Origin of the sequence: Phreatobacter sp. AB_2022a, assembly GCF_026847585.1 — a bacterium.
Lineage (GTDB): Bacteria > Pseudomonadota > Alphaproteobacteria > Rhizobiales > Phreatobacteraceae > Phreatobacter.
Genome location: NZ_JAPSET010000005.1, coordinates 137,590 through 159,897, shown reverse-complemented (window position 1 = coordinate 159,897; position 22,308 = coordinate 137,590). Strand labels below are relative to the sequence as shown.

17 protein-coding genes and 1 pseudogene are annotated in these 22,308 nt (G+C 67.3%); 16 read left to right on the top strand and 2 right to left on the bottom strand.

Annotated elements, in window-relative coordinates:
- Window positions 1–18: 18 nt before the first annotated feature.
- Complete coding sequence (locus OZ671_RS05710; RefSeq protein WP_268859839.1) at window positions 19–930, top strand: MBL fold metallo-hydrolase; 912 nt, start codon at window positions 19–21, stop codon at window positions 928–930.
- A 34-nt stretch (window positions 931–964) separates the two neighbouring features.
- Window positions 965–1,756: a hypothetical protein gene (locus tag OZ671_RS05705; RefSeq protein WP_268859838.1), complete on the top strand. Its 792-nt coding sequence runs from the start codon at window positions 965–967 to the stop codon at window positions 1,754–1,756.
- A gap of 48 nt (window positions 1,757–1,804) precedes the next feature.
- On the opposite strand, the gene OZ671_RS05700 is transcribed toward OZ671_RS05705, so the two are convergent.
- On the bottom strand, window positions 1,805–2,284 hold the full coding sequence (locus OZ671_RS05700; RefSeq protein WP_038309576.1) for an Lrp/AsnC family transcriptional regulator: 480 nt from the start codon (window positions 2,282–2,284) through the stop codon (window positions 1,805–1,807).
- 127 nt (window positions 2,285–2,411) lie between these two features.
- On the opposite strand from OZ671_RS05700, the gene OZ671_RS05695 reads away from it, so the two are divergent.
- From OZ671_RS05695 to OZ671_RS05670, 6 genes and pseudogenes are all read left to right on the top strand, one after another.
- The gene (locus OZ671_RS05695) at window positions 2,412–2,669 is read left to right on the top strand and encodes a DUF6356 family protein (protein WP_268859837.1); all 258 of its coding nucleotides are present in this window, start codon (window positions 2,412–2,414) and stop codon (window positions 2,667–2,669) included.
- Between the two features lie 12 nt (window positions 2,670–2,681).
- A pseudogene (locus OZ671_RS05690) lies at window positions 2,682–3,451 on the top strand (class II glutamine amidotransferase).
- Window positions 3,452–3,512: 61 nt separating this feature from the next.
- On the top strand, window positions 3,513–4,526 hold the full coding sequence (locus OZ671_RS05685; RefSeq protein WP_268859835.1) for an asparaginase: 1,014 nt from the start codon (window positions 3,513–3,515) through the stop codon (window positions 4,524–4,526).
- Window positions 4,527–4,785: 259 nt separating this feature from the next.
- Complete coding sequence (locus OZ671_RS05680) at window positions 4,786–6,216, top strand: glycosyltransferase family 4 protein (protein ID WP_268859834.1); 1,431 nt, start codon at window positions 4,786–4,788, stop codon at window positions 6,214–6,216.
- Complete coding sequence (locus tag OZ671_RS05675; protein WP_268859833.1) at window positions 6,206–7,384, top strand: FkbM family methyltransferase; 1,179 nt, start codon at window positions 6,206–6,208, stop codon at window positions 7,382–7,384. Before OZ671_RS05680 ends, OZ671_RS05675 begins: the two co-directional genes overlap by 11 nt.
- A gap of 33 nt (window positions 7,385–7,417) precedes the next feature.
- Window positions 7,418–8,266 (top strand): FkbM family methyltransferase, encoded by an 849-nt coding sequence (locus OZ671_RS05670; RefSeq protein ID WP_268859832.1) that lies wholly within the window; start codon window positions 7,418–7,420, stop codon window positions 8,264–8,266.
- Window positions 8,267–8,269: 3 nt separating this feature from the next.
- Here OZ671_RS05670 and OZ671_RS05665 read toward each other — a convergent pair whose 3' ends face one another.
- A complete protein-coding gene (locus OZ671_RS05665) occupies window positions 8,270–9,637 on the bottom strand; it encodes a class I SAM-dependent methyltransferase (RefSeq protein WP_268859831.1) in 1,368 nt (455 codons plus the stop codon).
- Window positions 9,638–9,976: 339 nt separating this feature from the next.
- Here OZ671_RS05665 and OZ671_RS05660 point away from each other — a divergent pair, with 339 nt between their 5' ends.
- From OZ671_RS05660 to OZ671_RS05625, 8 genes are all read left to right on the top strand, one after another.
- Window positions 9,977–11,203 (top strand): ABC transporter substrate-binding protein, encoded by a 1,227-nt coding sequence (locus OZ671_RS05660; protein ID WP_268859830.1) that lies wholly within the window; start codon window positions 9,977–9,979, stop codon window positions 11,201–11,203.
- A gap of 136 nt (window positions 11,204–11,339) precedes the next feature.
- Window positions 11,340–13,214, top strand: a complete 1,875-nt coding sequence (locus OZ671_RS05655; RefSeq protein WP_268859829.1) for an ABC transporter permease — start codon at window positions 11,340–11,342, stop codon at window positions 13,212–13,214.
- A complete protein-coding gene (locus OZ671_RS05650) occupies window positions 13,211–14,029 on the top strand; it encodes an ABC transporter ATP-binding protein (RefSeq protein ID WP_268859828.1) in 819 nt (272 codons plus the stop codon). The genes OZ671_RS05655 and OZ671_RS05650 overlap by 4 nt, the downstream gene beginning before the upstream one ends.
- Entirely contained in the window at window positions 14,029–14,766 is a 738-nt protein-coding gene (locus OZ671_RS05645; RefSeq protein ID WP_268859827.1) for an ABC transporter ATP-binding protein, read from the top strand. Before OZ671_RS05650 ends, OZ671_RS05645 begins: the two co-directional genes overlap by 1 nt.
- Before the next feature lie 108 nt (window positions 14,767–14,874).
- Window positions 14,875–16,914 carry a hydantoinase/oxoprolinase family protein gene (locus OZ671_RS05640; RefSeq protein ID WP_268859826.1) on the top strand — a complete coding sequence of 680 codons (2,040 nt, stop codon included), beginning with the start codon at window positions 14,875–14,877 and terminating at the stop codon, window positions 16,912–16,914.
- A complete protein-coding gene (locus OZ671_RS05635) occupies window positions 16,911–18,638 on the top strand; it encodes a hydantoinase B/oxoprolinase family protein (protein WP_268859825.1) in 1,728 nt (575 codons plus the stop codon). Before OZ671_RS05640 ends, OZ671_RS05635 begins: the two co-directional genes overlap by 4 nt.
- Window positions 18,638–19,504, top strand: coding sequence for an FAD binding domain-containing protein (locus tag OZ671_RS05630; protein ID WP_268859824.1), 867 nt, complete (start codon window positions 18,638–18,640; stop codon window positions 19,502–19,504). The genes OZ671_RS05635 and OZ671_RS05630 overlap by 1 nt, the downstream gene beginning before the upstream one ends.
- Window positions 19,504–22,257 carry a molybdopterin-dependent oxidoreductase gene (locus tag OZ671_RS05625; RefSeq protein WP_268859823.1) on the top strand — a complete coding sequence of 918 codons (2,754 nt, stop codon included), beginning with the start codon at window positions 19,504–19,506 and terminating at the stop codon, window positions 22,255–22,257. Before OZ671_RS05630 ends, OZ671_RS05625 begins: the two co-directional genes overlap by 1 nt.
- Window positions 22,258–22,308: the final 51 nt, after the last annotated feature.

Genomic DNA, 22,308 nt, shown 5'->3' with positions numbered 1-22,308 from the left:
TCCTTCCGGCGAGGCAGAATGGCCGACGATATCCCCTTCGAGCGTGACGACGATGCGGTTCCCGGCCGCGTCGAGACCCTGTCGCCCCTGATCCGCCGCGTGCTCTGCCCCAATCCCGGCCCCTTCACCTTCAAGGGCACCGTTACCTACATCGTCGGCCATGGCCGGGTGGCGATCGTCGATCCCGGTCCCGACAATGCCGCGCATGTCGCCGCCGTCCTGGAGGCGGTGATGGGCGAGACGGTGGAGGCGATCCTCGTCACCCACACCCATCGCGACCACTCGCCGGCGACGCCGGCGGTCAAGGCGGCGACGGGCGCGACCGTCTATGCCGAGGGCCCGCACCGCGCGGCCCGGCCGCTCAATCTCGGCGAGACCAACGCGCTCGACGCCTCCGGCGACAAGGATTTCATCCCCGATGTCGCGCTCGCCGACGGCGCCGTCGTCAGCGGGCCGGGCTGGACGCTGGAGGGCGTGTTCACGCCGGGCCACTGCGCCAACCACATGGCCTTCGCGCTGCGCGAGGAGAACAGCCTGCTCTCCGGCGATCACGTCATGGCCTGGTCGACCTCGATCGTCGCGCCACCCGACGGCTCGATGGGCGACTACATGGCATCGCTCGAAAAGCTGCGCGCCCGGTCGGAGGCGATCTTCTGGCCCGGCCACGGCGGCGCGGTGCACGAACCGCAGCGCTTCATGCGCGCGCTCGCCCATCACCGCCTGCAGCGCGAGGCTTCGATCATGAGACGGATCGGCGCCGGCGACAGGGCGATCCCCGCCATCGTCGCGGCAATCTACGAGGGGCTGGATCCGCGCCTGACGGGCGCGGCCGGGCTCAGCGTCTTTGCCCATCTCGAAGACCTTGTCGGCCGCGGCCTGGTGACGACGGACGGGCCGCCGGCGCTCGACGGCCTGTTCAGGCCGGCCTGAGCCGCCGAAGCCCTAAAGGCGCGCGATGGCCGGCATGACGCCAGAGCTCCGTGACGCGGTGGAAGAGGCCTACCGGGTTTTCCCTGCGCTGCCGCTCGTGGCGCCGATCGGCGTCTGCACCTGCAATTGCTGCGTCTCTCCCGACCACGAGAAGACCATGGCCTCGACGCCACGGCGAAAGCTGCCGTTGTTCCTGATCAAGGAATTCAACAATTCCGCCCACGGGCGGGACGATGACCTCCTCAGGCATTTTCTGCCCCGCATGTGCGAATTGACGGCCGAGGGCGCCAATGTCTGCAGCCTCGACGAGACCCTCGGCTTCAAGGGGCTCGGCGCGGGCACCGAACGCGTTCCCTATGCCAGCTACCGGGCGAACTGGCCGACGGCCGAAATCGCCGCGATCGATGCCTTCTATCGCGCGCTGTTCCGCCAGGCGCTGAGGGCGCGGCCGGCCCGCATGCCGTTCGGCGATGGCACGCCGGACTTGAACGAGGCCGACATCGGCTGGACCCTTCAGACGATCGCGGTCGGCGGCGGCGATATCGCGCCTCTGCTCGCCCTCTGGGAGGCCGACGGCTCGCGGCTTGCCAGCCAGCAGCTTGCCGCCTTCGTCTGCTCGCTTGACGTCAATATCTGGTCGCACGACAAGACGCCGAAGGTCTTTTCCCCGTTCTCCGACCATGCCCCCGAAGCCGAGCTTCTGGTCGCGGACTGGCTGAAGCGACCGGAACACGGCGCACGTTTCGACCGCGCCATGCTGGATGAGCCGGATGCCGCAGCCTTCGCGCTGCTGTCCCAGGCGCGCCGTTGGGCAACCGGACGGTAGAACACCAGCGCCCGCCAGATCGATGCTCCGCCCGAAGCCTGCGACCGCTCAGACAAAATCGAGCGGCAGGGCGGTGACCTCCTTGATCTCCTCCATCACGAAACTCGCCGAGACATCCTGCATGTCGATCCGGCTGGTCAGTTTCTTGTAGAGGCGGTCATAGGCGGCGACGTCGGGCACCCGCGCATGCAAAATGTAGTCGATCTCGCCGGCCGTCCGGTAGGCGCCGATCAGTTCGGGAATGTCGCGCACGACCGTGTGGAAGCGCTCCGCCCAGGCGGCATCGTGACGGGCCGTGCGCACGGCGATGAACACGGTGAGCTCCAGGTTGAGCTTGACCGGATCGGCCAGCGCCACGCGGGCGGCGATGAAGCCTTCCTCCTCCAGCCGCTTCAGCCGGCGCCAGCAGGCATTGCGGGAGAGATGGACGCGTTCGGCGAGGGCTTCGATCGACAAGCTGGAATCGCGCTGAATCTCTCGCATGATGGATTTGTCGTAAGCGTCGAGTGCGGGCGATTGAGATGGCATCCCACGAAATTAGCGAATTGTGAGATTCTGTCCACAATGCAATGTTTTTCTGTCGTCAGATTGGGAATCCGTCCCGGCCGGCCGGCGGTATCGTCAAAGGATCCTGAATTCGTTCGCCGAGGCCTTCATGCTCGCTCGCGCCAGATCCGCCTTCACTCGCCATCCCCATGCGGTCGGCGAGAGCTATTTCGAGCATTTCGGCGCCGCCATGCGCTATTGCGGCACATTTCTGTTCTGCGCCTTCTGCGCCTTCGTGCACGCTTTCCTGCCCTTCCTGTTCGAAAAGACCGCCTCCACCACGGTGCGCAAGATGGTGGCGGACATGAATGCCCGCAGCCACGCTCCGCAGGGCAAGGTTGAGACGACCCCCCAGGCGGCCGAATAGGGCAGGACGACCATGTGCCGCTGGATGGCCTATTCGGGCGAACCGGTCTTCGTCGACGAATTGCTGTTCCAGCCCTGCCATTCCCTGATCGCCCAGAGCCGTTGCGCCACGAGGCCAAGACCGGCATCAATGCCGACGGCTTCGGCATTGGCTGGTACGGCGAACGCGCCGTGCCGGGGCTGTTCCGCGACATCATGCCGGCCTGGTCGGATGAGAACCTGCGCGCCATCGCGCATCAGGTGCGCAGCCGCCTGTTCCTCGCGCATGTGCGCGCCTCCACCGGCACGCCGACCAGCCGGGTCAACTGCCACCCCTTCGCCGGCGGCCCCTGGCTGTTCGTCCATAACGGCCAGATCGGCGACTTTCCGCTGGTCCGCCGCCGCCTCGAAAGCCTAATCCCCGATGCGCTCTACGGCGAGCGGCAGGGCGCGACCGATTCCGAGCTCATCTTTCTCCTGATGCGCGCCCATGGCCTGGCGGAGGATGCCATGGCCGCGACACGCCGGGCGCTCGCCGACATCGTCGCAGCGATGACGAAAGCGGGCGCCAATGCGCCGCTGCGCTTCACCGCCTGCTTCACCGACGGCGAAACGATACACGCCGTACGCTTCGCCTCCGACGAGCGGCCGCCGACGCTCTATTGCGGCCGGACCGAGAATGGCTGGCTGGTCGTCTCCGAACCGCTCGACATGGATGGCCAGCGCTGGCGCGCCGTGCCACCCGACCACTGGGTGACCTTGACGCCTCAGGGGCCGATGGTCGAGCCGTTCCGCCTGCATTGAATCATCGCCCGCGTCCCTTGCCGGTGCTAGAATGCACCGTTTCCTGCAAAAGGCGCCCGCCATGACCGATCCAGCCGTCGTCGTCGAAGTCCTGCGTGGCGCGACCGTCGAAAGCGTCCACTGCGGCAGCGCCGTGGTCGTCGATGCCGCCGGCAAGGTCGTGTTTGCCTGTGGCGACACCGAGCGGCCGGTCTATCCGCGCTCGGCGATCAAGGCACTGCAGGCGCTGCCGCTGGTCGAGAGCGGCGCCGCGGCCCGTTATGGCTTCGGCGATGCCGAGCTCGCCCTGGCCTGCTCCTCGCATGGCGGCGAGCCGCGCCACGCCGCGACGGCGGCGGCCATGCTGGCCAAGGCCGGCCGCACGGTCGAGGCCCTGGAATGCGGCGCCCACTGGCCGTCCCACGCCGCCTCCAGCCAGGCGCTCGCCCGAGACGGCGGCGCACCGACCGCCCTGCACAACAACTGTTCCGGCAAGCATGCCGGCTTCGTCTGTTTCGCCTGCGCCGCCGACATCGATCCGAGGGGCTATGTCGGCCGCCAGCACAAGGTGCAGCGTTTCATTGCCGAAGCGGTCGGCGAGGTCACCGATACCAGGCTCGACGAGACGGTCGCCGCCGGCACGGACGGCTGCTCGATCCCGACCTATGCCATTCCGCTCGACCGACTCGCCCGCGGCTTCGCGCGCTTCGGCACGGGCCGGGACGTCGGACCGGAGCGGGCCAAGGCCTTCGCACGGCTGCGCGCGGCCTGCGCCGCCGAGCCTTACATGGCGGCCGGCACCGGCCGCTTCTGCACCGGCGTCATGACGCTGCTCGGTGCCCGGGCCTTCGTGAAGACAGGGGCGGAAGGCGTGTTCTGCGCGACCTTCCCTGACCAGGGCCTCGGCATTGCGCTGAAATGCGCCGACGGCGCGTCCCGGGCGGCCGAAGTCATGATGGCCGCGCTGATCCAGCGTTTCATACCGATGAGCGACGACGAAAAAACGGCCTTTGCGCGCTTCCTGAACCCGGTGCTGAGCAACTGGAACGGCATCGAGGTCGGCCGGATCAGGCCGGCGGGCGCGCTGGCTGCCTGAGCCGCAGAGCGTTCGCCGCATGCGCTGATCGCAGCCGCCTCGGGCGCATGGGCCTGTGTCCTGGAAGTGAAATGCGATGCTCGGCCGAGCCGAGTGAAGCGCGCACACCAGATCACCTGGACGAGTTGCATTTTTGGCGATATTTCAACGGCTGGTCGTCGTCGGGATAGGCGGCAATTGCGTGTCTATCCCCTCTCGACCCGATGGCGGCCGGCCACACCACACGAACCGATAGTGCTTGCCCTGCCCGGAGCTTCGCTTGGCGCCCCTCCCTATCCTGATCGACGGCTCCCATCTCAAAAACATTTCGGGCATCGGCTCCTATACGCGCACTCTCGTCCATCTCCTGCAGACGACCGGACAACCGGTCGACGTTCTCTTCGGCGAATACTGCCGGATGCAGAGGTCCGACACAGGCGCCGTTCTTGCTGCTCAGGTCTTTGGGACCGAGCCGCCCCAGTGGTTCTGGATGAAAGCGCTGCGCAGGCTGTCCTTCCTGACGGCCATGACCGTTATGGGGCGCGTCTCGGCGATCGATGTGCCAACGGACCATATCGACCTGAATGCGATGGAACGACCACTGCCGCCTTTTTCCGGCGTGATCAATGCGGATGCCGTGTTTCAGCGCGCTGCCCAGCGCTTTTCCGCGCGGCAGCGCTTCCTTGAAGTCGACACGCCTAGATCTTACGTGGCAGCCCATTGGACATCGCCACTCCCTATCAAGGCGCGCGGCATACCGAACATCTACACGCTCCATGACGCGATCCCGCTCGAGTTCCCCTACCTCGTCCTCGACCGCGGTGGCCGGAATGCGCGTCTTTTTTCCCGCATCGCCGCAGAAGCCGACCTGATCGTCACCGTCTCCGAGGCGTCGAAGGAGCGCCTCGTCAAGATCCTCGGCATTGCGGAGGAGCGTATTGCTGTCACCTATCAGGCTACGCCGGCACTGCCGATCCTGACTCAGGATCACGCGGAACGCATCGTGAGGGACGTCTATGGTGCCGAGCCTGGGAAATATGCCCTTTTCGTCGGCACGGTCGAGCCGAAGAAAAACCTGAAGCGGCTGATGGAGGCCTATTTGCTGGCCGGCGTCGACATCCCCTTGCTGCTGGCAGGCCCGCTCGGCTGGATGTATGATGATGAGCTGGCGATGATCGACATGATCGCGCGCAACGCGCCTATCGCCGTTCCCCAGGGCCGAACGGATCTGGCCGGCTCGATCACGACTGGCATCGTCGGCGCCGGCCTTGGCCGTGCATCGTCGTGCCTGCCGATCCAACGGCTGGGCGACCTACCCCGGCGTCACGTGGCGGCCCTGCTGCAATGTGCTCGCTTCTTCCTCTTTCCGTCCATTTGCGAGGGCTTCGGCTTGCCCGTCCTCGAGGCGATGAAGCTCGGCGTGCCCGTGCTCACCTCCAGTACGAGCTCTCTTCCAGAAGTCGTGGGCGAGGCCGCTCTGAAGGTGGACCCTCTCGATATCACCGCCCTTGCGGATGGCATCAGAATGCTCGCAAGCGATGCCGCATTGCGCTGCGAACTTGCTCAGCGCGGCCACCCGCAGGCGGCAAAGTTCACCAACAAGGCCTATCGCGAGCGACTTGCCGCGGCCTATGCGAGGGTCGGCGTGCACCTGCCGGAAGCAGCCCGGGAAATCTCACCCCAGGAGACGAGAGCTTACGATGCCTCATGATATTCTTGGCGACAGGCTGTGGACCGAGACGGCGCGCTTCGTCGCGTCGCTTGGGGCGGCGGTCTCCCTCATCATTGCGCCGAAAGAAATGGCTCCGCTGCTCGAGGGTGCCGTTCCCTATGAAAGGCGGCGCGACCTCGCCCGGCCGGAAGTGCTGGTCATCCACAAGGGCATGCTCGGCGACCTCGGCCGCGAGTGGATCGAGGATCAGATCGACGCACTGCATCCGGCATATGCAAACGAGGTCTTCGTCGTTCTGACCCGGCAGCCGCAGCGGGCGCGCTCGTCCGATGCGCCGCATTTCAAATCCTTGCTCGGCATGGTCAAGGCCATGGCCCGTACTCCGACGACGACGCTCATCGCGGCGCCACCGCAGCGCATGGCCGTCTACCTCGGCGATCACAAGGCGCTGACGCGCACGATATACGGCCATAAGATCTTCGTTGACACCCACGATATCAGCATTGCGCCTCATATCCTCCTCGACGGCTTCTGGGAGCAATGGGTCACGGACTTATTCCGAAGCCTCCTGCGCCCGGGCATGGCTGTCGTCGATATCGGGGCCAACCTTGGATATTACTCGATCCTCGCCGCCGATGGCATCGGCCCAGCCGGACGGCTGGTTGCATTCGAAGCCAATCCGGGCCTTGCCGAGTTCTTGTATTCCAATCTGGCAGTGAACGGCTTCCTGGACCGCTCGGCCATCGAGCCTCAGGCGGTGCTGGCCAGTTCGGGCACCGTGCGGTTCGGAGTCTATGAGCGCTACCTCGGCGGTTCGAGCATCTATGCTTCGGAAGACATGGCCGTGAGCCACCGTGACAAGATCAAGATGATCGACGTGCCGGCCATCAGCCTCGATGCATATTTCCGTCCGGGACAGAAGGTCGACCTGATCAAGATCGACGCGGAAGGCGCGGAGCCCTCGATCCTGCAGGGCGCGCGGCGGGTCCTGACGGAGAACCGGGACATCCAGGTCATCATGGAGTTCGCCCCGTCCGTCTTCGAGAAGGGCTACGGTTCGGCCGGCATGGTCTACGAAGGCATCACGGCCATGGGTTTCACCATCTATCGCATCGAGCATGATGGGTCGCTGACCGAAGCGAGCCGCGACATGCTGGGTGGCATAGATCGGCATTGGGACATCCTGCTCCGCCGGCAGATCTCCTGAAGCGGCGGGCTGCTTCTTCCTGGCGATACGGACATGAATGCCGCGCTCTTCGATATCTCATCCATTCCCGGCCTGCCTAGGGCGGACGGCGAGAATGAAATTCGCACCCGCTGCGAGGCCCAGTATCTCGGCGGCGGCGAGCTCCTCGGCCGCTGCCTCGGCCGCTTCAAGATCTTTCTCGATGCCCGAGATCTCGGTTTCGCGCCGCATATTCTGGCGGATGGATATTGGGAATATTGGATCACTCAATTCGTCGCGTCGAAAATAGCGAGAGGATCGGTCGTCCTCGATGTCGGCGCCAATTTTGGATATTACACATTGCTGATTTCGGAGCTGGTGGGGCCGGTCGGCAAATGCCTGGCGTTCGAGCCCAATCCCGCCGTCGCGGCCAAGCTGCGCAAGACGATCGAGGTCAATGGCTTCGCAGGGCGTGCTCGGGTCCTGGACGTTGCCCTCGGCAAAAACCCCGGCGGAGAGACGTCGTTCTTCATCCCCCATCACGAGCCGAAAAACGGCATGGTCCTCGGCGGCGAGCCGCATGACGCGGAGGGCCTGGGCACCGTCATCTCCGTTCCCCAGACCAATCTCGACACAGCGTGCAGAGACCTGACGAGGCTCGACTTCGTCAAGATCGACGCCGAAGGAGCGGAAGCCGACATCATCGAAGGCATGACCGATGTCATCGCGCACTTCCGGCCTAGCATTCTGCTCGAATTCAATGCGGCGCGCGCCTATGATGGGCGGGCACTGGCCGAGCGCCTGCGCGACGTCTATGGTCGGTTGGATTGTGTCGACTTCGACGGCCAGTTGAAGCCGGTCACGATCGAACGGCTCATGCACGAAAACCACGGCCAGGACTGGATGCTATACTTCGCCCGTTGAGCCTCAGCCGGCGCGCGCCGGCGTCCGGCGCGCATAGACCGTGACGTCGCCAAGAACGATGTCGCCGGCGACCCTGGTCCCGAAGACGCTATAGCAGCGATTGGCTGTGGCTTCGAAATGCAGGCGCAGGTGGCGGACGCCGGGAAACACGCCGGCAACGGTGACACGGCGCGCATCGAGCGTGACCATGTCTGCGATATCGTCCGTCGACCACGACATCACCCCGACGATCATCTCGCCATCCGACGGAACATCGGCAGATGTTGTCAAGTTGACCCGGACGTCAACCTCATTGTCACCGAAATAGTGATAGGAGGTCGCGAAGACGATCAGTCCCTTGTCCGGAGGCGTGCTCGTCCAGAGATCGACATAGGGCGATTGCGAGGTCAGCGTCGCACCGAAGGGGTTGAGCGTGAACCAGTCGCTCAGACGTGCCTCGGTGCGCCGCGAGAGCTGCTGTTTCAGCCAAGCGGCGCTTTGCTCATAGCCGACGATCTGCGGAGCACGGTAAGCCTGCGGCCGCAGGACGAAGAGCATGGGCGCCGACATGATGCCGCCGCCCTCGCGAACGATGACCTGCTCCAGGCCATGATTGGACCGGTCGCGGAACTTCGTCTCGCGCAGATCCCGTGGGTAATTGCCGGCATGCTCGGTCAAGCGGTAGTCGATCGTCGGTTCCGGATTGAGGCCGGCCTCCTCGAACAAGCTCAGGAGGTGCGGCAGGGCGAAGGCATAGTTGCCCACGACGGCATGGGATGCGCCCCCGAAGCGCAGTTCCGTCGTTAGCACATAGACGCCGTCGGGCTTCAGAATGCGTCGCACGCCCCGCAAATGCTGCAGAAAATCAGGCTCTGCGCCAATATGCTCGAAAGCTGATATGGAATAAGCGAAGTCGAAGCTTGCCGCCGGCTCGGCGATATGGCGCATATCGAGACTGCAGACCTCAAGCCTGCTGGCATCGAAAGCCGGCGGCGCGCATGACAGGACGAAAGCCCGGCAGTCATCCGTCCGCGCAACCTCCCACATTGATGCGCCGTTGTAGAGGTCGGTCGCGACGAGATGGCCAGCTTCCATTGCGATCGGAAAGATAAGGGGTTCACTACCGCTGCCGAAGGAAATGCCGCGTTGCGCGCCGCTCAATTTGCCGGCCGCTGCAAGCGCAAGATAGGCCATGCCGAATTCCCACAGCCGCGCATGAAGGCTCGGAGTCGCCTGCAGTTTCTGCCTGATGACATGATCCAGGCGCGGATCGAAAAAATCGGCCGCATCGGCGACTTTCTGCAAGGTTTCGACAGCGCAGACAGCCTCGGGAAACTCGGCCGATGCAGACCCGGCCAAGACCTGTGCTCGTGTCTCGTTCGTCGCGAACATCTGTGCTTCATGCTCCCAGGTGCAAGTTGCGCCGACTTTCACGCTCCGTCGCGCCCTGCCGAGTTTCACCAGGAAACGACCAAAGACAACAACCAGCCCGCTGCCCGAGTCGTGCAGCGCGCAGGATATGAGGTCTTGACCATCGCACCGGGGCTTCGCTTGAAGATCCCACCAGCCCCGAGGACCAGTTTCAAGAAATTCCAAATGCCCTCTTGTCACCGGCCATGAAGCCAGTATCGTTCGCTTACGAATGATCTCCCGAGGAAAAGCGAACGGGGGACGTCACCAGAGATGGAACGGCGGTTCTCCGCCAGCAGGCTTCGAGGGGGAGAATTTTCCATGAGCACACAGAATCCGTCCCGCCGCGCCGTGGTCGGTGGACTGGCCGCGACGGGCCTGGCGATCGGAACCCAGCCGGCTGCCGCCCAGGGCGCGCCGGTGCGCGTCGGCGAACTGAACTCCTACAGCCGCATGGCCGCCTTCGCTGTGCCCTACCGCAATGCGCTGCAGCTCGCCCAGGACGAGATCAACCGGGCCGGCGGCCTGACCGGTCTCGGCGGGCGGCCGCTGGAGATCGTGTTCCGCGACGACGGGTCGAGCCCGGGCGATGCCGTGCGCGTCGCCGAGGAGCTGGTGACGCGCGAGAACGTCACCTTCATCGCCGGCGCCTTCCTGTCGAATGTCGGCCTCGCGCTCGCCGACTTCGCCAACCAGCGCAAGATCCTCTATCTGGCGACCGAACCCCTCACCGACGCGCTGACCATGGCCAGCGGCAACCGCTTCACCTACCGCGTCCGCGCCAATACCTACATGCAGACCAAGATGCTGGTCGAGGCGGCCAAGGGCAAAGGCGTCAAGCGCTGGGCGATCGTCGCGCCGAACTATGAATACGGCCAGTCCGCCGCCGCCAATTTCAAGAAGCTGATGGCCGCCGCCGTGCCCGGCTTCGAGGTGGTCGGCGAGCAGTTTCCAGCGCTCGGCCGTGTCGATGCCGGCGCCACCGTCGGCGCGCTGCTGCAGATGAAGCCGGACGGCATCTTCAACGTGCTGTTCGGCGCCGACCTGCCGGCCTTCGTGCGCGAGGGCAATACGCGCGGCCTGTTCGAAGGGCGCACGGTGGTCAGCCTGCTGACCGGCGAGCCGGAATATATCATGCCGCTCGGCGAGGAGACGCCCGAGGGCTGGATCGTCACCGGCTATCCCTGGGAGCAGATCGAGACCAACGGCCACAAGGCCTTCGTCGAAGCCTATCGGGCGCGCTTCAACGACACGCCGCGCCTCGGCTCGCTGCTCGGCTATGTCGTCGGCTACATGATCCGCGACCTCTTCAACAAGGCCCGGTCGACCGAGACCGAAGCACTGCTCGCCGCCCTGAAGGGGCTGAAGAGCGATACGGTCGCCGGCCCCGTGGTGATGCGCGAGGTCGACCACCAGTCGACGCTCGGCGCCTGGGTCGGCGAGACCACGCTGAAGGGCAAGACCGGCACCATGAAGAACTGGTCCTACCAGGACGGCGCCAAATTCATGTTCCCGGAAGCCGAGGTGCTCGCGGCCCGCAAGGCCTGATCCGCTTCGGCCAGGCGCAGGCCATGCCTGCGCCCCGTCCTGTCGAACACGCGACCATGTCGCGGATCCGGGGCCGCCGCCAAGGCGACCCCATTCATCGACCGTATCGACAAGCCCGAACCTGAACGCATCCGCCATGGATCCTTCCTTCATCGTCATCCAGGCCCTGTCAGGGCTTGCCAATGCCTCGGCGCTGTTCGTGATCGCGTCGGGGCTGACGATCGTCTTCGGCGTGACGCGCATCATCAATTTCGCCCATGGCTCGCTCTACATGCTCGGCGCCTATCTTGCCGTGACCATCGTGCCCTGGCTGCTCGAATTCGATCGCTCGCCGACGCTGTTCTTCGTCGGCGTCATCGTCTCGGCGGCGGCCGTCGGGCTGATCGGCGTGGTCATGGAGGTGCTGCTGCTGCGCCGCATCTACAAGGTGCCGGAGCTGTTCCAACTGCTCGCCACCTTCGGCGTCGTGCTGATCGTCCAGGACATCGTTCTGAAGCTCTGGGGGCCGGTCGACCTGCCCGGCCCACGCGCCCCGGGGCTGCGCCATGGCGTTGAGATCATGGGCCAGCGCTTCCCCGCCTATGAGCTGTTCCTGATCTTCGTCGGGCCGGTCGTGCTCGGCATCCTGACGCTGATCATGCAGAAGACCCGCTTCGGCATCCTGATCCGCGCCGCAACGCAGGACCGGGACATGCTCGGCGCGCTCGGCGTCAACCAGGCGCGGCTGTTCACCAGCACCCTGTTCCTCGGCGCCTTCCTGGCCGGTCTCGGCGGCGCACTGCAGATCCCGCGCCTGCCAGCCAATTCGCAGATGGACATCCTGATCATTACCGAGGCCTTCGTCGTCACCGTCATCGGCGGCATGGGCTCGGTGCCGGGCGCCTTCGTCGCCGCGCTGATCATCGGCCTCCTGCAGGCCTTCGGCATCCTGATCTTCCCCAAGATCACGCTGGTCCTGGTGTTCCTGCTGATGGCCGTCGTGCTGGTCATCAAGCCCTGGGGCCTGTTTGGCAAGCCCGACCCGGTCGCCAATCGCGCCATCCTGCCCGAAGGCATCCTCAATCTGAGGCGCTTCTCGCGGACCGAGACCTGGATCACCGCGCTTGCCGTCCTCGCGCTGCTCGCCGTCCCGCTGTTCGGCGACGCCTACAAGGTCAAGGTCGGCATCGAGATCCTGGTCTTCGCGCTCGCCGCATTCTCGCTCAACTTCCTGATCGGCAATGGCGGCATCGTCTCGTTCGGCCATGCCGCCTATTTCGGTGTCGGCGCCTATGCCGCCGGCCTCATCGTCACCGGCCCGCTGAAGGCACCGATGGAGGCGGCGCTCGTCGTCGCGCCGCTCGCCGGCGGCCTCGCCGCCGCCCTTTTCGGCTTCTTCATCGTCCGCCTCTCCGGCATCTATCTGGCCATGCTGACGCTGGCCTTCGCCCAGATCACCTATGCGGTCTGCTTCCAGTGGGTGGAGGTGACCGGCGGCGACAACGGCATCGTCGGCGTGTGGCCGTCGGCCTGGGCCGGCTCGCGCCAGGTCTATTTCTACGTCGTCGCGGTGCTGGCCATCGCCGCCATCGCGGCGCTTCGCCACGTCGTCTACGCGCCCTTCGGCTATACGCTGCGGGCGGCCCGCGATTCCGCCGTCAGGGCCGACGCGATCGGCATCGACGTGCGCACCCACCGCTGGCTCGGCTTCATCCTGGCGGGCGCGGCAGCGGGCCTTGCCGGCGGGCTCTATGCCTTCTCCAAGGGCACCATCGACCCGACCATGATCTCGATCCCGATGTCGATCGACTTCCTGGTCATGATCCTCGCCGGCGGGATCCAGACCGTGATGGGACCGCTGGTGGGCGCGGCCTTCTTCCATTCGGTGAAGGACTTCTTCATGCCGCTGACCGACTACTGGCGCTTCTTCCTCGGCCTTTCGATCATCGTCATGGTGCTGGCCTTCCCGCGCGGTCTGGTCGGCGCCGCCGACGGCCTGAAGGCACGTCTTGCAGCACGGGGGGCAGCATGAGCCTTCTCGTCGCCGAAAGCTTGGAAAAGAACTTCGGCGGCGTCCGCGCCGCCAAGGGCGTCTCGTTCACGCTGGAGGCGGGCGAGCTGCTGGCCATCATCGGCCCGAACGGAGCCGGCAAATCGACCACCTTCAACATGGTCGGCGGCCAGTTGAGGCCCGACGGCGGCGTGGTCCGCCTCGCCGGCGAGATCATAACCGGCCTCCCGCCGCGGCTCATCTGGCGCAAGGGCGTCGGCCGCACGTTCCAGATCGCCCAGACCTTCGTGTCGATGAGCGTCGTCGAGAACGTGCAGATGGCGCTGATCTCGTTCCACGGCGAGACCCGCGCCGTGCTGCCGGCCACCGCCCGGCTGCACCGCGAGGCGGCACTCGGCTTCCTCGCCCGCGTCGGCATGGCCGACGTCGCCGACAAGCCGGTGAACGAGCTTGCCTATGGCGACGTCAAGCGGGTCGAGCTCGCCATCGCGCTCGCCGCCGAGCCCAAGCTGCTGCTGATGGACGAACCGACCGCCGGCATGGCGCCACGGGAACGCGCCGGCCTGATGGAGCTGACCGCGACGATCGCCAGGGAGCACCGGATCGGCGTGCTGTTCACCGAGCACGACATGGATCAGGTCTTCGCCCATGCCGACCGGATCCTGGTCCTGGTGCGCGGCGAGATCATCGCGGCCGGAACGCCGGACGAGGTACGGGCGGATGCCCGCGTCAAGCAGGTCTATCTCGGCGAACATGGCGTCGAGGCCGCGCTGCGCGCCCGCAAGGCGCGGCTCGCGCAGGCCGGCGCGACGCACCCCACGGCGGAGGCGACCTGATGCGCGCTCCCGCCGCCGTCACCCTTCTCGAAACCAGAGGCCTGTCGGCATCCTACGGTCACGCCCAGGTGCTGTTCGGCGTCGACCTTCAACTGCGCGCCGGCGAAGTGGTCGCGCTGATGGGCCGCAACGGCGCCGGCAAGTCGACCACCCTGAAGGCGATCATGGGGCTGGTGCCGCCGCGTGCCGGGACGGTGACGTTCGAAGGCCATGAGATCGCCGGCCTGAATCCCTTCCGCATCGCCCGGCTCGGCCTCGGCTACGTGCCCGAGGAGCGGCGCATCTTCACCGACCTGACGGTCTTCGAAAATCTCGAGGTCGGCCGCAAGGCAGCCGCCGGCGAGCGGCGCGAGGGTGCCGCGGCCTGGACGCCGGAACGGCTGTTCTCGATCTTTCCGAATCTCGCGGAAATGAAGGGGCGCCGGGCCTCCGCCATGTCGGGCGGCGAGCAGCAGATGCTGACCATCGCCCGCACGCTGATGGGCAATCCCCATGCCGTGCTGCTCGACGAACCTTCGGAGGGCCTTGCCCCCGTCATCGTCGAGCAGATGGCCGATGCCGTGCTCGCCATGAAGGCCGAAGGCATCGCCGTGCTGCTCTCGGAGCAGAACCTCTATTTCGCCTCCGCCGTGTCGGACCGCGCCTATGTCATCGAGAAAGGCACGATCCGCTACGAGGGGACGCCCCAGGACCTCGAAGCCAATGACGAGATCCGTGAAGCCTATCTGAGCATGTGACCGGCTGCGGCGGCGGCATGGCCGCGTCTCGACCGTTCGTAGACGAACAAATAGCCGCCCTTGCCCCGATCGCCCAACGGTCGCGGGCGGGCCAACGTGGAGACGACAGTGAGGCGCGTAGCCGGCATCGATGTGGGGGGCACCTTCACCGACCTCCTGCTCACCGAGGCGGACGAAAGAGGCGTGCGCGTTCGGCTCGCCAAGGTGCCGACCAGCGCCGCCAACCAGGCCGCCGGCGTGGTCGCCGCGATCGAGGCCGCCGGCGTCGCGCCCGCCGATCTCGATCTGATCATTCACGGCACCACCGCCACCACCAACGCGGTGCTGGAACGCAAGGTCGCAAAGGTCGGGCTGATCACCACGGCCGGCTTCCGTGACGTGCTGGAGCTCGGCCGACGCACCCGGCCATCCGCCTATGGCATGACCGGCCATTTCGAGCCGCTGATCCCGCGCGAATGGCGGCGCGAGGTGCCGGAACGGCTGAACGCCCAAGGCGAGGTCGTGACGCCGCTCGACGAGGCGGCGGTCGCGCGCGAGGCCGAAACCCTGATGGCCGCGGGCTGCGAGGCGCTCGTCATCCACTTCCTGCACGCCTATGCCAATCCCACCCATGAGCTGCGAGCCGGCGAGATCGCCGCCCGCATCTGGCCGAACGGCTACGTCACGCTCGGCCATCGACTGCTCTCGGAGTTCCGCGAATATGAACGGGGCACGACGGCGAGCGTGAATGCGGCGGTGCAGCCGATCCTCGACCGCTACGTGCTGCGCCTGCAGGACGACCTGAGCGCCCGGGGTTTTGCCCGCGACCTGCTGGTCATGAACGGCAATGGCGGCACCGTGCCGGCCCGGGTCGTCGCGCAGGAAGCCGCCAAGACGGTCATGTCAGGACCGGCTTCCGGGGTCATGGCGGCCGCCGCGACGCTTGCCCAGACCGGCCTTGCCAATGCCATCACCTACGACATGGGCGGCACCTCCACCGATGTCGCGCTGATCCATGGCGGCGTGCCGGAGGTCTCGGCCGAGCTGACCATCGATTACGGCCTGCCGATCCACCTGCCGATGGTGGACGTGCGCACGGTCGGCGCCGGCGGCGGTTCGATCGCCAGCGTCAACAAGGCCGGCATGCTGCAGGTCGGACCGCATTCGGCCGGCTCCGAACCGGGCCCCATCGGCTATGGCCGCGGCGGCACCCGGCCGACCATCACCGACGCCAATCTGCTGCTCGGCCGGCTCGATCCCGAGCGGCTCACCGCGGTCAAGGCCGGCGTGCCGCTCGCCGCGATCCGCGCCGCCTTCACGCGTGAGCTCGCCGAGCCGCTCGGCATGGGCGTCGACGAGGCGGCGGCCGCGGTCATCCGCCTCGGCAATGTCCACATGTCCGGCGCCATCCGCATGGTGTCGCTGTCGCGCGGCTATGACCCGCGCGATTTCGTGCTGTTCGCCTTCGGCGGCGCCGGCCCGCTGCACGCCGTGGCGCTCGCCCGCGAGCTCGGCATACCGGAGGTGTTGGTTCCGGCGAGGCCCGGCCTCACCAACGCGCTCGGCTGCCTCGTCGCCGACCTGCGCCAGGACCGGGTCAACACGGTCAATGCGCCGCTCGACACGGTCGACATGGCCGAGGTCCTGCGCCTCATCGCCGCGCAGCGCGAGAGCGCCCGCGCCGTGGTCGAGGCCGAGCGGCAGGAGATCGAGGAAACGGTGATCCTGCACGGCGCGGACATGCAGTTCCGTGGCCAGACCCATCTCATCCGCGTCGCCCTGCCCGGCCCCGAGCCGACCCGTGCGGGGATCCAGGCCGCCTTCGAGGCCGCCTATTTCCAGCGCTTCCAGGTGCGCCTGCCCGAGATCCGCGCCGTGCTGGTCAATCTCGTCACCAGCGTCATCGGCCGGCGCCGGCCGTTCCCGCTCGCCGCCCTGATCGATCCGGCCGGCCGCGCCGCGAGCGCTGCGGAAGCCATGATCGGCCGGCGCGATCTCTATGCGGATGGCCGCTGGATCGCGGCCGACATCTATGCCCGCGACCGGCTGCCCGTCGGCGCAACCATTCAAGGCCCGGCCGTGATCCAGCAGGTCGACGCCACCACGGTCGTCGAGCCCGGCGCGGTCGCGACCGTCGACGCCATCGGCAATCTCAGGGTGAAAGTATGACCACGGGAACCGCCACAGCCGCACGACCGACCGATGCCACACCGCTTGACGCACTGACCCTCGCGGTGATCCAGGCCGGCCTGCAGCAGGTCTGCAACGAGATGGACATCGCCTTCTCGCGCTCGGCCTTCTCGCCGGTGATCGCCGAAGCCGACGACCGTGCCGACGGCATCTATGACCGCGACACCGGCGCGCTGATCGCCCAGGGCGAATACGGCCTGCCGGTCTTCGTCGGCACCATGCAGCATTCGACGGCCGAGATCATCCGGCTGATCGGCGAAGGCAGGGCCGGCGCGCCGCAGCCCGGCGACATCTACATCGTCAACGACCCCTATCTCGGCGGCACGCATCTCATGGACGTGCGCTTCGCCAAGCCCGTCTTCGTCGACGGCGCGCTGTTCTGCTGGCTGCAGAATACCGGGCACTGGCCCGATATCGGCGGCATGGTCCCCGGCGGCTTCTCGGCCAAGGCGACCGAGGTCGAGCAGGAAGGCCTGCGTCTGCCGCCGGTGAAGCTGTTCAAGAAGGGCGAGATGGACGCCGAGATCTTCGCGATCATTTCCTCCAACATCCGCGTCGCCGAGCAGCGCATCGGCGACATCAAGGCCCAAGCTGCGGCGCTGCTCGTCGGCGAAACGCGGCTGATGGAACTCGTCCGTCGCTACGGCGCGGCGACGCTCGACCGGGCGATCGCCGCGATCCGCGCTCGCTCGGCGACGCGCATGCGCGCCGAGATCCGCCAGATTCCCGACGGTGTCTACCGTGCGGAGGCCTTCGTCGATTCCGACGGCGTCGTGAACGAGCCGCTGAGGATCGCCCTCGCCGTGACCAAGCAGGGCGAGCAGCTGACCTTCGACTTCTCCGGCTCGTCGCCGCCCTGCAAGGGGCCGATGAACTCGGTGATCGCAACCACCTGTTCGGCCGTCTATCTCGGCGTGAAGCACATCTTCCCCGACGTGCCGATCAATGCCGGCGCCTTCGAGCCGCTGACCATCGTCAGGCCGGTCGGCACCTTTCTCGATGCGCGCTATCCGCGCCCGGTCTCCGGCTGCGCGGCCGAGGTGTCGCAGCGCATCGCCGAGGCCGTGTTCCTCGCCCTCGTCCAGGCGATCCCCGACAAGGTGACGGCCGCTCCGGCCGGCACATCGGGCAATTTCGCGCTCGGCGGGTTCGACCCGGCCAAGCAGGCCGGCTACGTCATGTACAAGATCACCGGTGGCGGCTACGGCGGCAACAGCCGCGAGGACGGCCTGACCAATGGCTGCTCGACCATCGGCATATCCAAGACCGCGCCGATCGAGGTCATGGAGCAATATTACCCCGTCCTGTTCCGCCGCTTCGCGCTGCGCGAGGGTTCGGGGGGCGCCGGCGAGCGGCGCGGCGGCTTCGGCGTCCACTACGAGATGGAGCTGCTCAGGGGCGAGGCGCGCGCCTCCTTCGTGATGGACCATGGCCGGTTCGGCCCGCCCGGCGTGCTCGGCGGCGGCGACGGCGCGCCCAACGTGGTGAAGATCCATCGCAACGGCACAATGACGACGCCGGAACACCTGTCCAAGGACCAGGACATCGTCATCGGCGTCGGCGACCGGGTCGAGGTGATGACCCCCGGCGGCGGCGGTTATGGCGATCCGGCGAAACGCGACCCGGCCCTGATCGCCCGCGACGTCACGCGCGGCTACTACACGGCCGACGAGGCGGCCGCGCTCTGGGGATGGAGGGGCTGATGGTCGCCTATCACCGTCCACGAAGCCTCGCCGAAGCACTCGCCATCCGGGCCAAGGCCGATGTGGCGATCCTTGCCGGCGGCACCGACATCTACCCGGCCCGCACCGCCCGGCGCGCCTGGGGCGATCCAAGCCACAAGGACGTGCTCGACATTTCCGGCATCGCGGAGCTGCGCGGCATCGGCGAGGACGACGGCTATTGGCGCTTCGGCTGCCTCACCACCTGGACCGACCTCATCCGCGCCGGCCTGCCCCCGCAGTTCGACGCCTACCGCCAGGCCGCGCGCGCGGTTGGCGGCGTGCAGGTGCAGAATTCCGGGACGCTGGTCGGCAATGTCGTCACCGCCTCGCCGGCCGGCGACGGCCTGCCGAACCTGCTGACACTCGACGCCGAGGTCGAGCTGCAGGCGGAACGGGGCAGCCGGCGGGTGCCCTTGGCCAGTTTCGTCGACGGCTACCGCCATACGCAGCTCGGGGCGGACGAGATCGTCACCGCACTGATCGTGCCGAAACGGCGGCATGCGGTATCACGCTTCGCCAAGCTCGGCGCGCGCAAATATCTGGTCATCTCGATCGCCATGGTCGCGGTGGTGCTCGATCTCGACACGATGGACCAGGTCACCGAAGCGCGCATCGCCGTCGGTGCCTGTTCGGCCGTGGCGCGGCGCCTCGAAACTCTCGAAGCCGATCTTGCCGGTGCCCCGATCCGCGACGTCGCGCGGGTGGTCGCGCCGCGCCATGGCGACATCCTCGAACCGATCGACGACATCCGGGCGAGCGGCACCTATCGCCGCGCGGCGGCGCTGACGCTGGTGCGCGACTGCCTCTCCGGCCTTGCCGCCGATCATGCCAGGAGGGCCGCCTGATGCTGGACAAACCGGGCGATGTGACCCTGACGCTCACCGTCAACGGCAAGGCCTGCCAGCTGACGGCGCCGCCCTTCGCGCCGCTCGCCGATACTCTGCGCGAGCGGCTCCACCTCACCGGCACCAAGATCGGCTGCGATGCCGGCGACTGCGGCGCCTGCACCGTGCTGATCGACGGCGAGCAGACCTGCGCCTGCCTCGTGACGACGGCCCAGGCGGAAGGCCGGGCGATCACCACGATCGAGACCGGCGATCCCCTGGTCGAGCGGCTGCGCGCGGCCTTCCTCGCCCATGGCGCCGCCCAGTGCGGCATCTGCACGCCCGGCATGATCATGGCCGCGACCGACCTCCTCAACCGGTCGCCGCAGGCCGACCGCCGTGCGATCGAAGACGGCATCGGCGGCGTGCTCTGCCGCTGCACCGGCTATGTGAAGATCATCGAAGCGATCGAGGCGGTCGCGCGGGGCAGCGTCGCGCCGGCGCCGGAAGCCGCCGCCGGCGCAGCGGTCGGCTGCCGCATCGCCCGGGCCGACGGCGCCCCGAAGGTTGCCGGCACCGACCGGTTCGGCGCAGATCACGCGCCCGCCGACGCGCTCTGGCTGCGCGCGGTGCGCTCGCCCCACGCCCATGCCAGGTTCAGCCTCGGCGATCTCGACGCCGTCAGGGCGGCTCATCCAGGCCTCGTCGCCATCCTGACCGCCGCCGACATTCCCGGCGCCAATTCCTTCGGCATCTTCCCCACCATCAAAGACCAGCCGGTGCTCGCTCCCAGCTTCGTGCGCTATCGCGGCGAAGCGGTGCTCGCCCTGGTCGGCACGCGCGAAGCCGTCGAGGGCCTGGCCGATAGCGCGTTGCCGATCGCCTGGGAGATTCAGCCTGCCCTGATCGGCGTCGAGGCCGGTCTTGCCGAAGGCGCGCCGGCCCTGCACGCCACCATCCCCGACAATGTGCTGACCCGCGGCTATCTGGAGACGGGCGACGTCGACGAGGGCCATCGCCAGGGTGCGGTGACCGTCGAGGGGCGGTTCCGCACGGGTTTCGTCGAACATGCCTATATCGAGCCGGAGGCCGGCTTTGCCGAACGCATCGGCGACCGGATCGAAGTGACCGCCTGCACGCAGGCCGCCGTGATGGACCAGGAAGAGGTGGCCCGGGTGGTCGGCGTGCCGCTGGCCGATGTGCGCATCGTGCCGACGGCCTGCGGCGGCGGCTTCGGCGGCAAGCTCGACGTCTCGATCCAGCCGCTGATCGCGGTGGCCGCCTGGCTGACGCGCCGGCCGGTGCGGGCGATCTATTCGCGCACCGAGAGCATGGCGTCGACCACCAAGCGCCACCCGTCGAAGATCTGGGCCAGGGCCTCGGCGGATAGCCGCGGACGTTTCACCGCCTATGAGATGACCGGCGACTTCAACACCGGCGCCTATGCCTCCTGGGGGCCGACGGTCGCCAACCGCGTGCCCGTCCACGCGACCGGCCCCTACAAGGTACCGCATGTGCGCAACGCGACCCGTGCCGTGCATACCCACGAAGTGCCGGCCGGCGCCTTCCGCGGCTTCGGCGTGCCGCAGGCGGCGATTGCCGGCGAGACGCTGATCGACGATCTCGCCCTGGCGCTCAAGCTCGACCGCTGGGCGATCCGGCGCATCAATGCCATCGACCACGGCGACCGGACGCCGACCGGCCAGGTGCTGCACGCCTCCGCCGGCCTGCCGCAATGCCTCGATGCCGTGAAGGCCGACTATGATGCCATGGTCGCCGCGGCGGAAGCGGCGAACGCACGCGGCGGCCGGTTCGCCAGGGGCGTCGGCATTGCCTGCATGTGGTACGGCTGTGGCAATACCTCGATGTCCAACCCGTCGCGCATGCGCATCACGCTCGATCGCGCGGGCAAGCTCACCTTCCTCAACGGCGCCGTCGATATCGGCCAGGGCTCGACCACGGTGCTCCTGCAGATCACCGCCGATGCGCTCGGCCTGCCGACCACGGCTTTCGACTTCGTCATCGGCGATACCGACCGCACCTACGATGCCGGCAAGACCTCCGCCTCGCGCCAGACCTTCGTCTCGGGCAATGCGGCGCGGCTCGCCGGCCTCGACCTGCGCGCCCGCATCCTGGCGCTCGCCAATGCCGGACCGGGCGCGACGCTCCGCCTCGACGGCGCGAGGCTGACGGTCGCCGACGGCGATGCCGGTCGGATCATCGCTCTCGACCAATTGGACGCCGATGCGGGCGGCGTGGTGCTGGCGGGCGAAGGGCTCTACGACCCGCCAACCACGGCGCTCGACGCGAAGGGCCAGGGCATTCCCTATGCGACCTATGGCTTCGCCGCGCAGGTCGCCGAAGTCACGGTCGACCGCGAGCTCGGCACGGTCAAGGTCACCCGCATCGTCGCTGCCCACGATGTCGGCCGGGCCATCAACCCGACCCTCACCGAGGGCCAGATCCATGGTGGCATCGCGCAGGGCCTCGGCCTCGCGCTGATGGAGGAATACCTGCCCGGCCGGACCGAGAACCTGCACGACTATCTGATCCCGACCGCCGGCGACATGCCCGAGATCACGATCAAGCTGATCGAGGATACCGAACCCGAAGGCCCGTTCGGCGCCAAGGGCGTCGGCGAGCCGGCCCTGGTCGCGACCGCCCCGGCGATCCTCTCGGCGATCCGCCACGCCACCGGCGTCCGGATGACCGAGGTGCCGGTGCTGCCGCACCGGCTCTGGGCCGCCATGCAAGAGGCGCGAGGGAACGCATGAGCGAATGTTGCATCGAGGTTGGCCGTGGTTCGAGGCTCGCGGCGCTCGCAC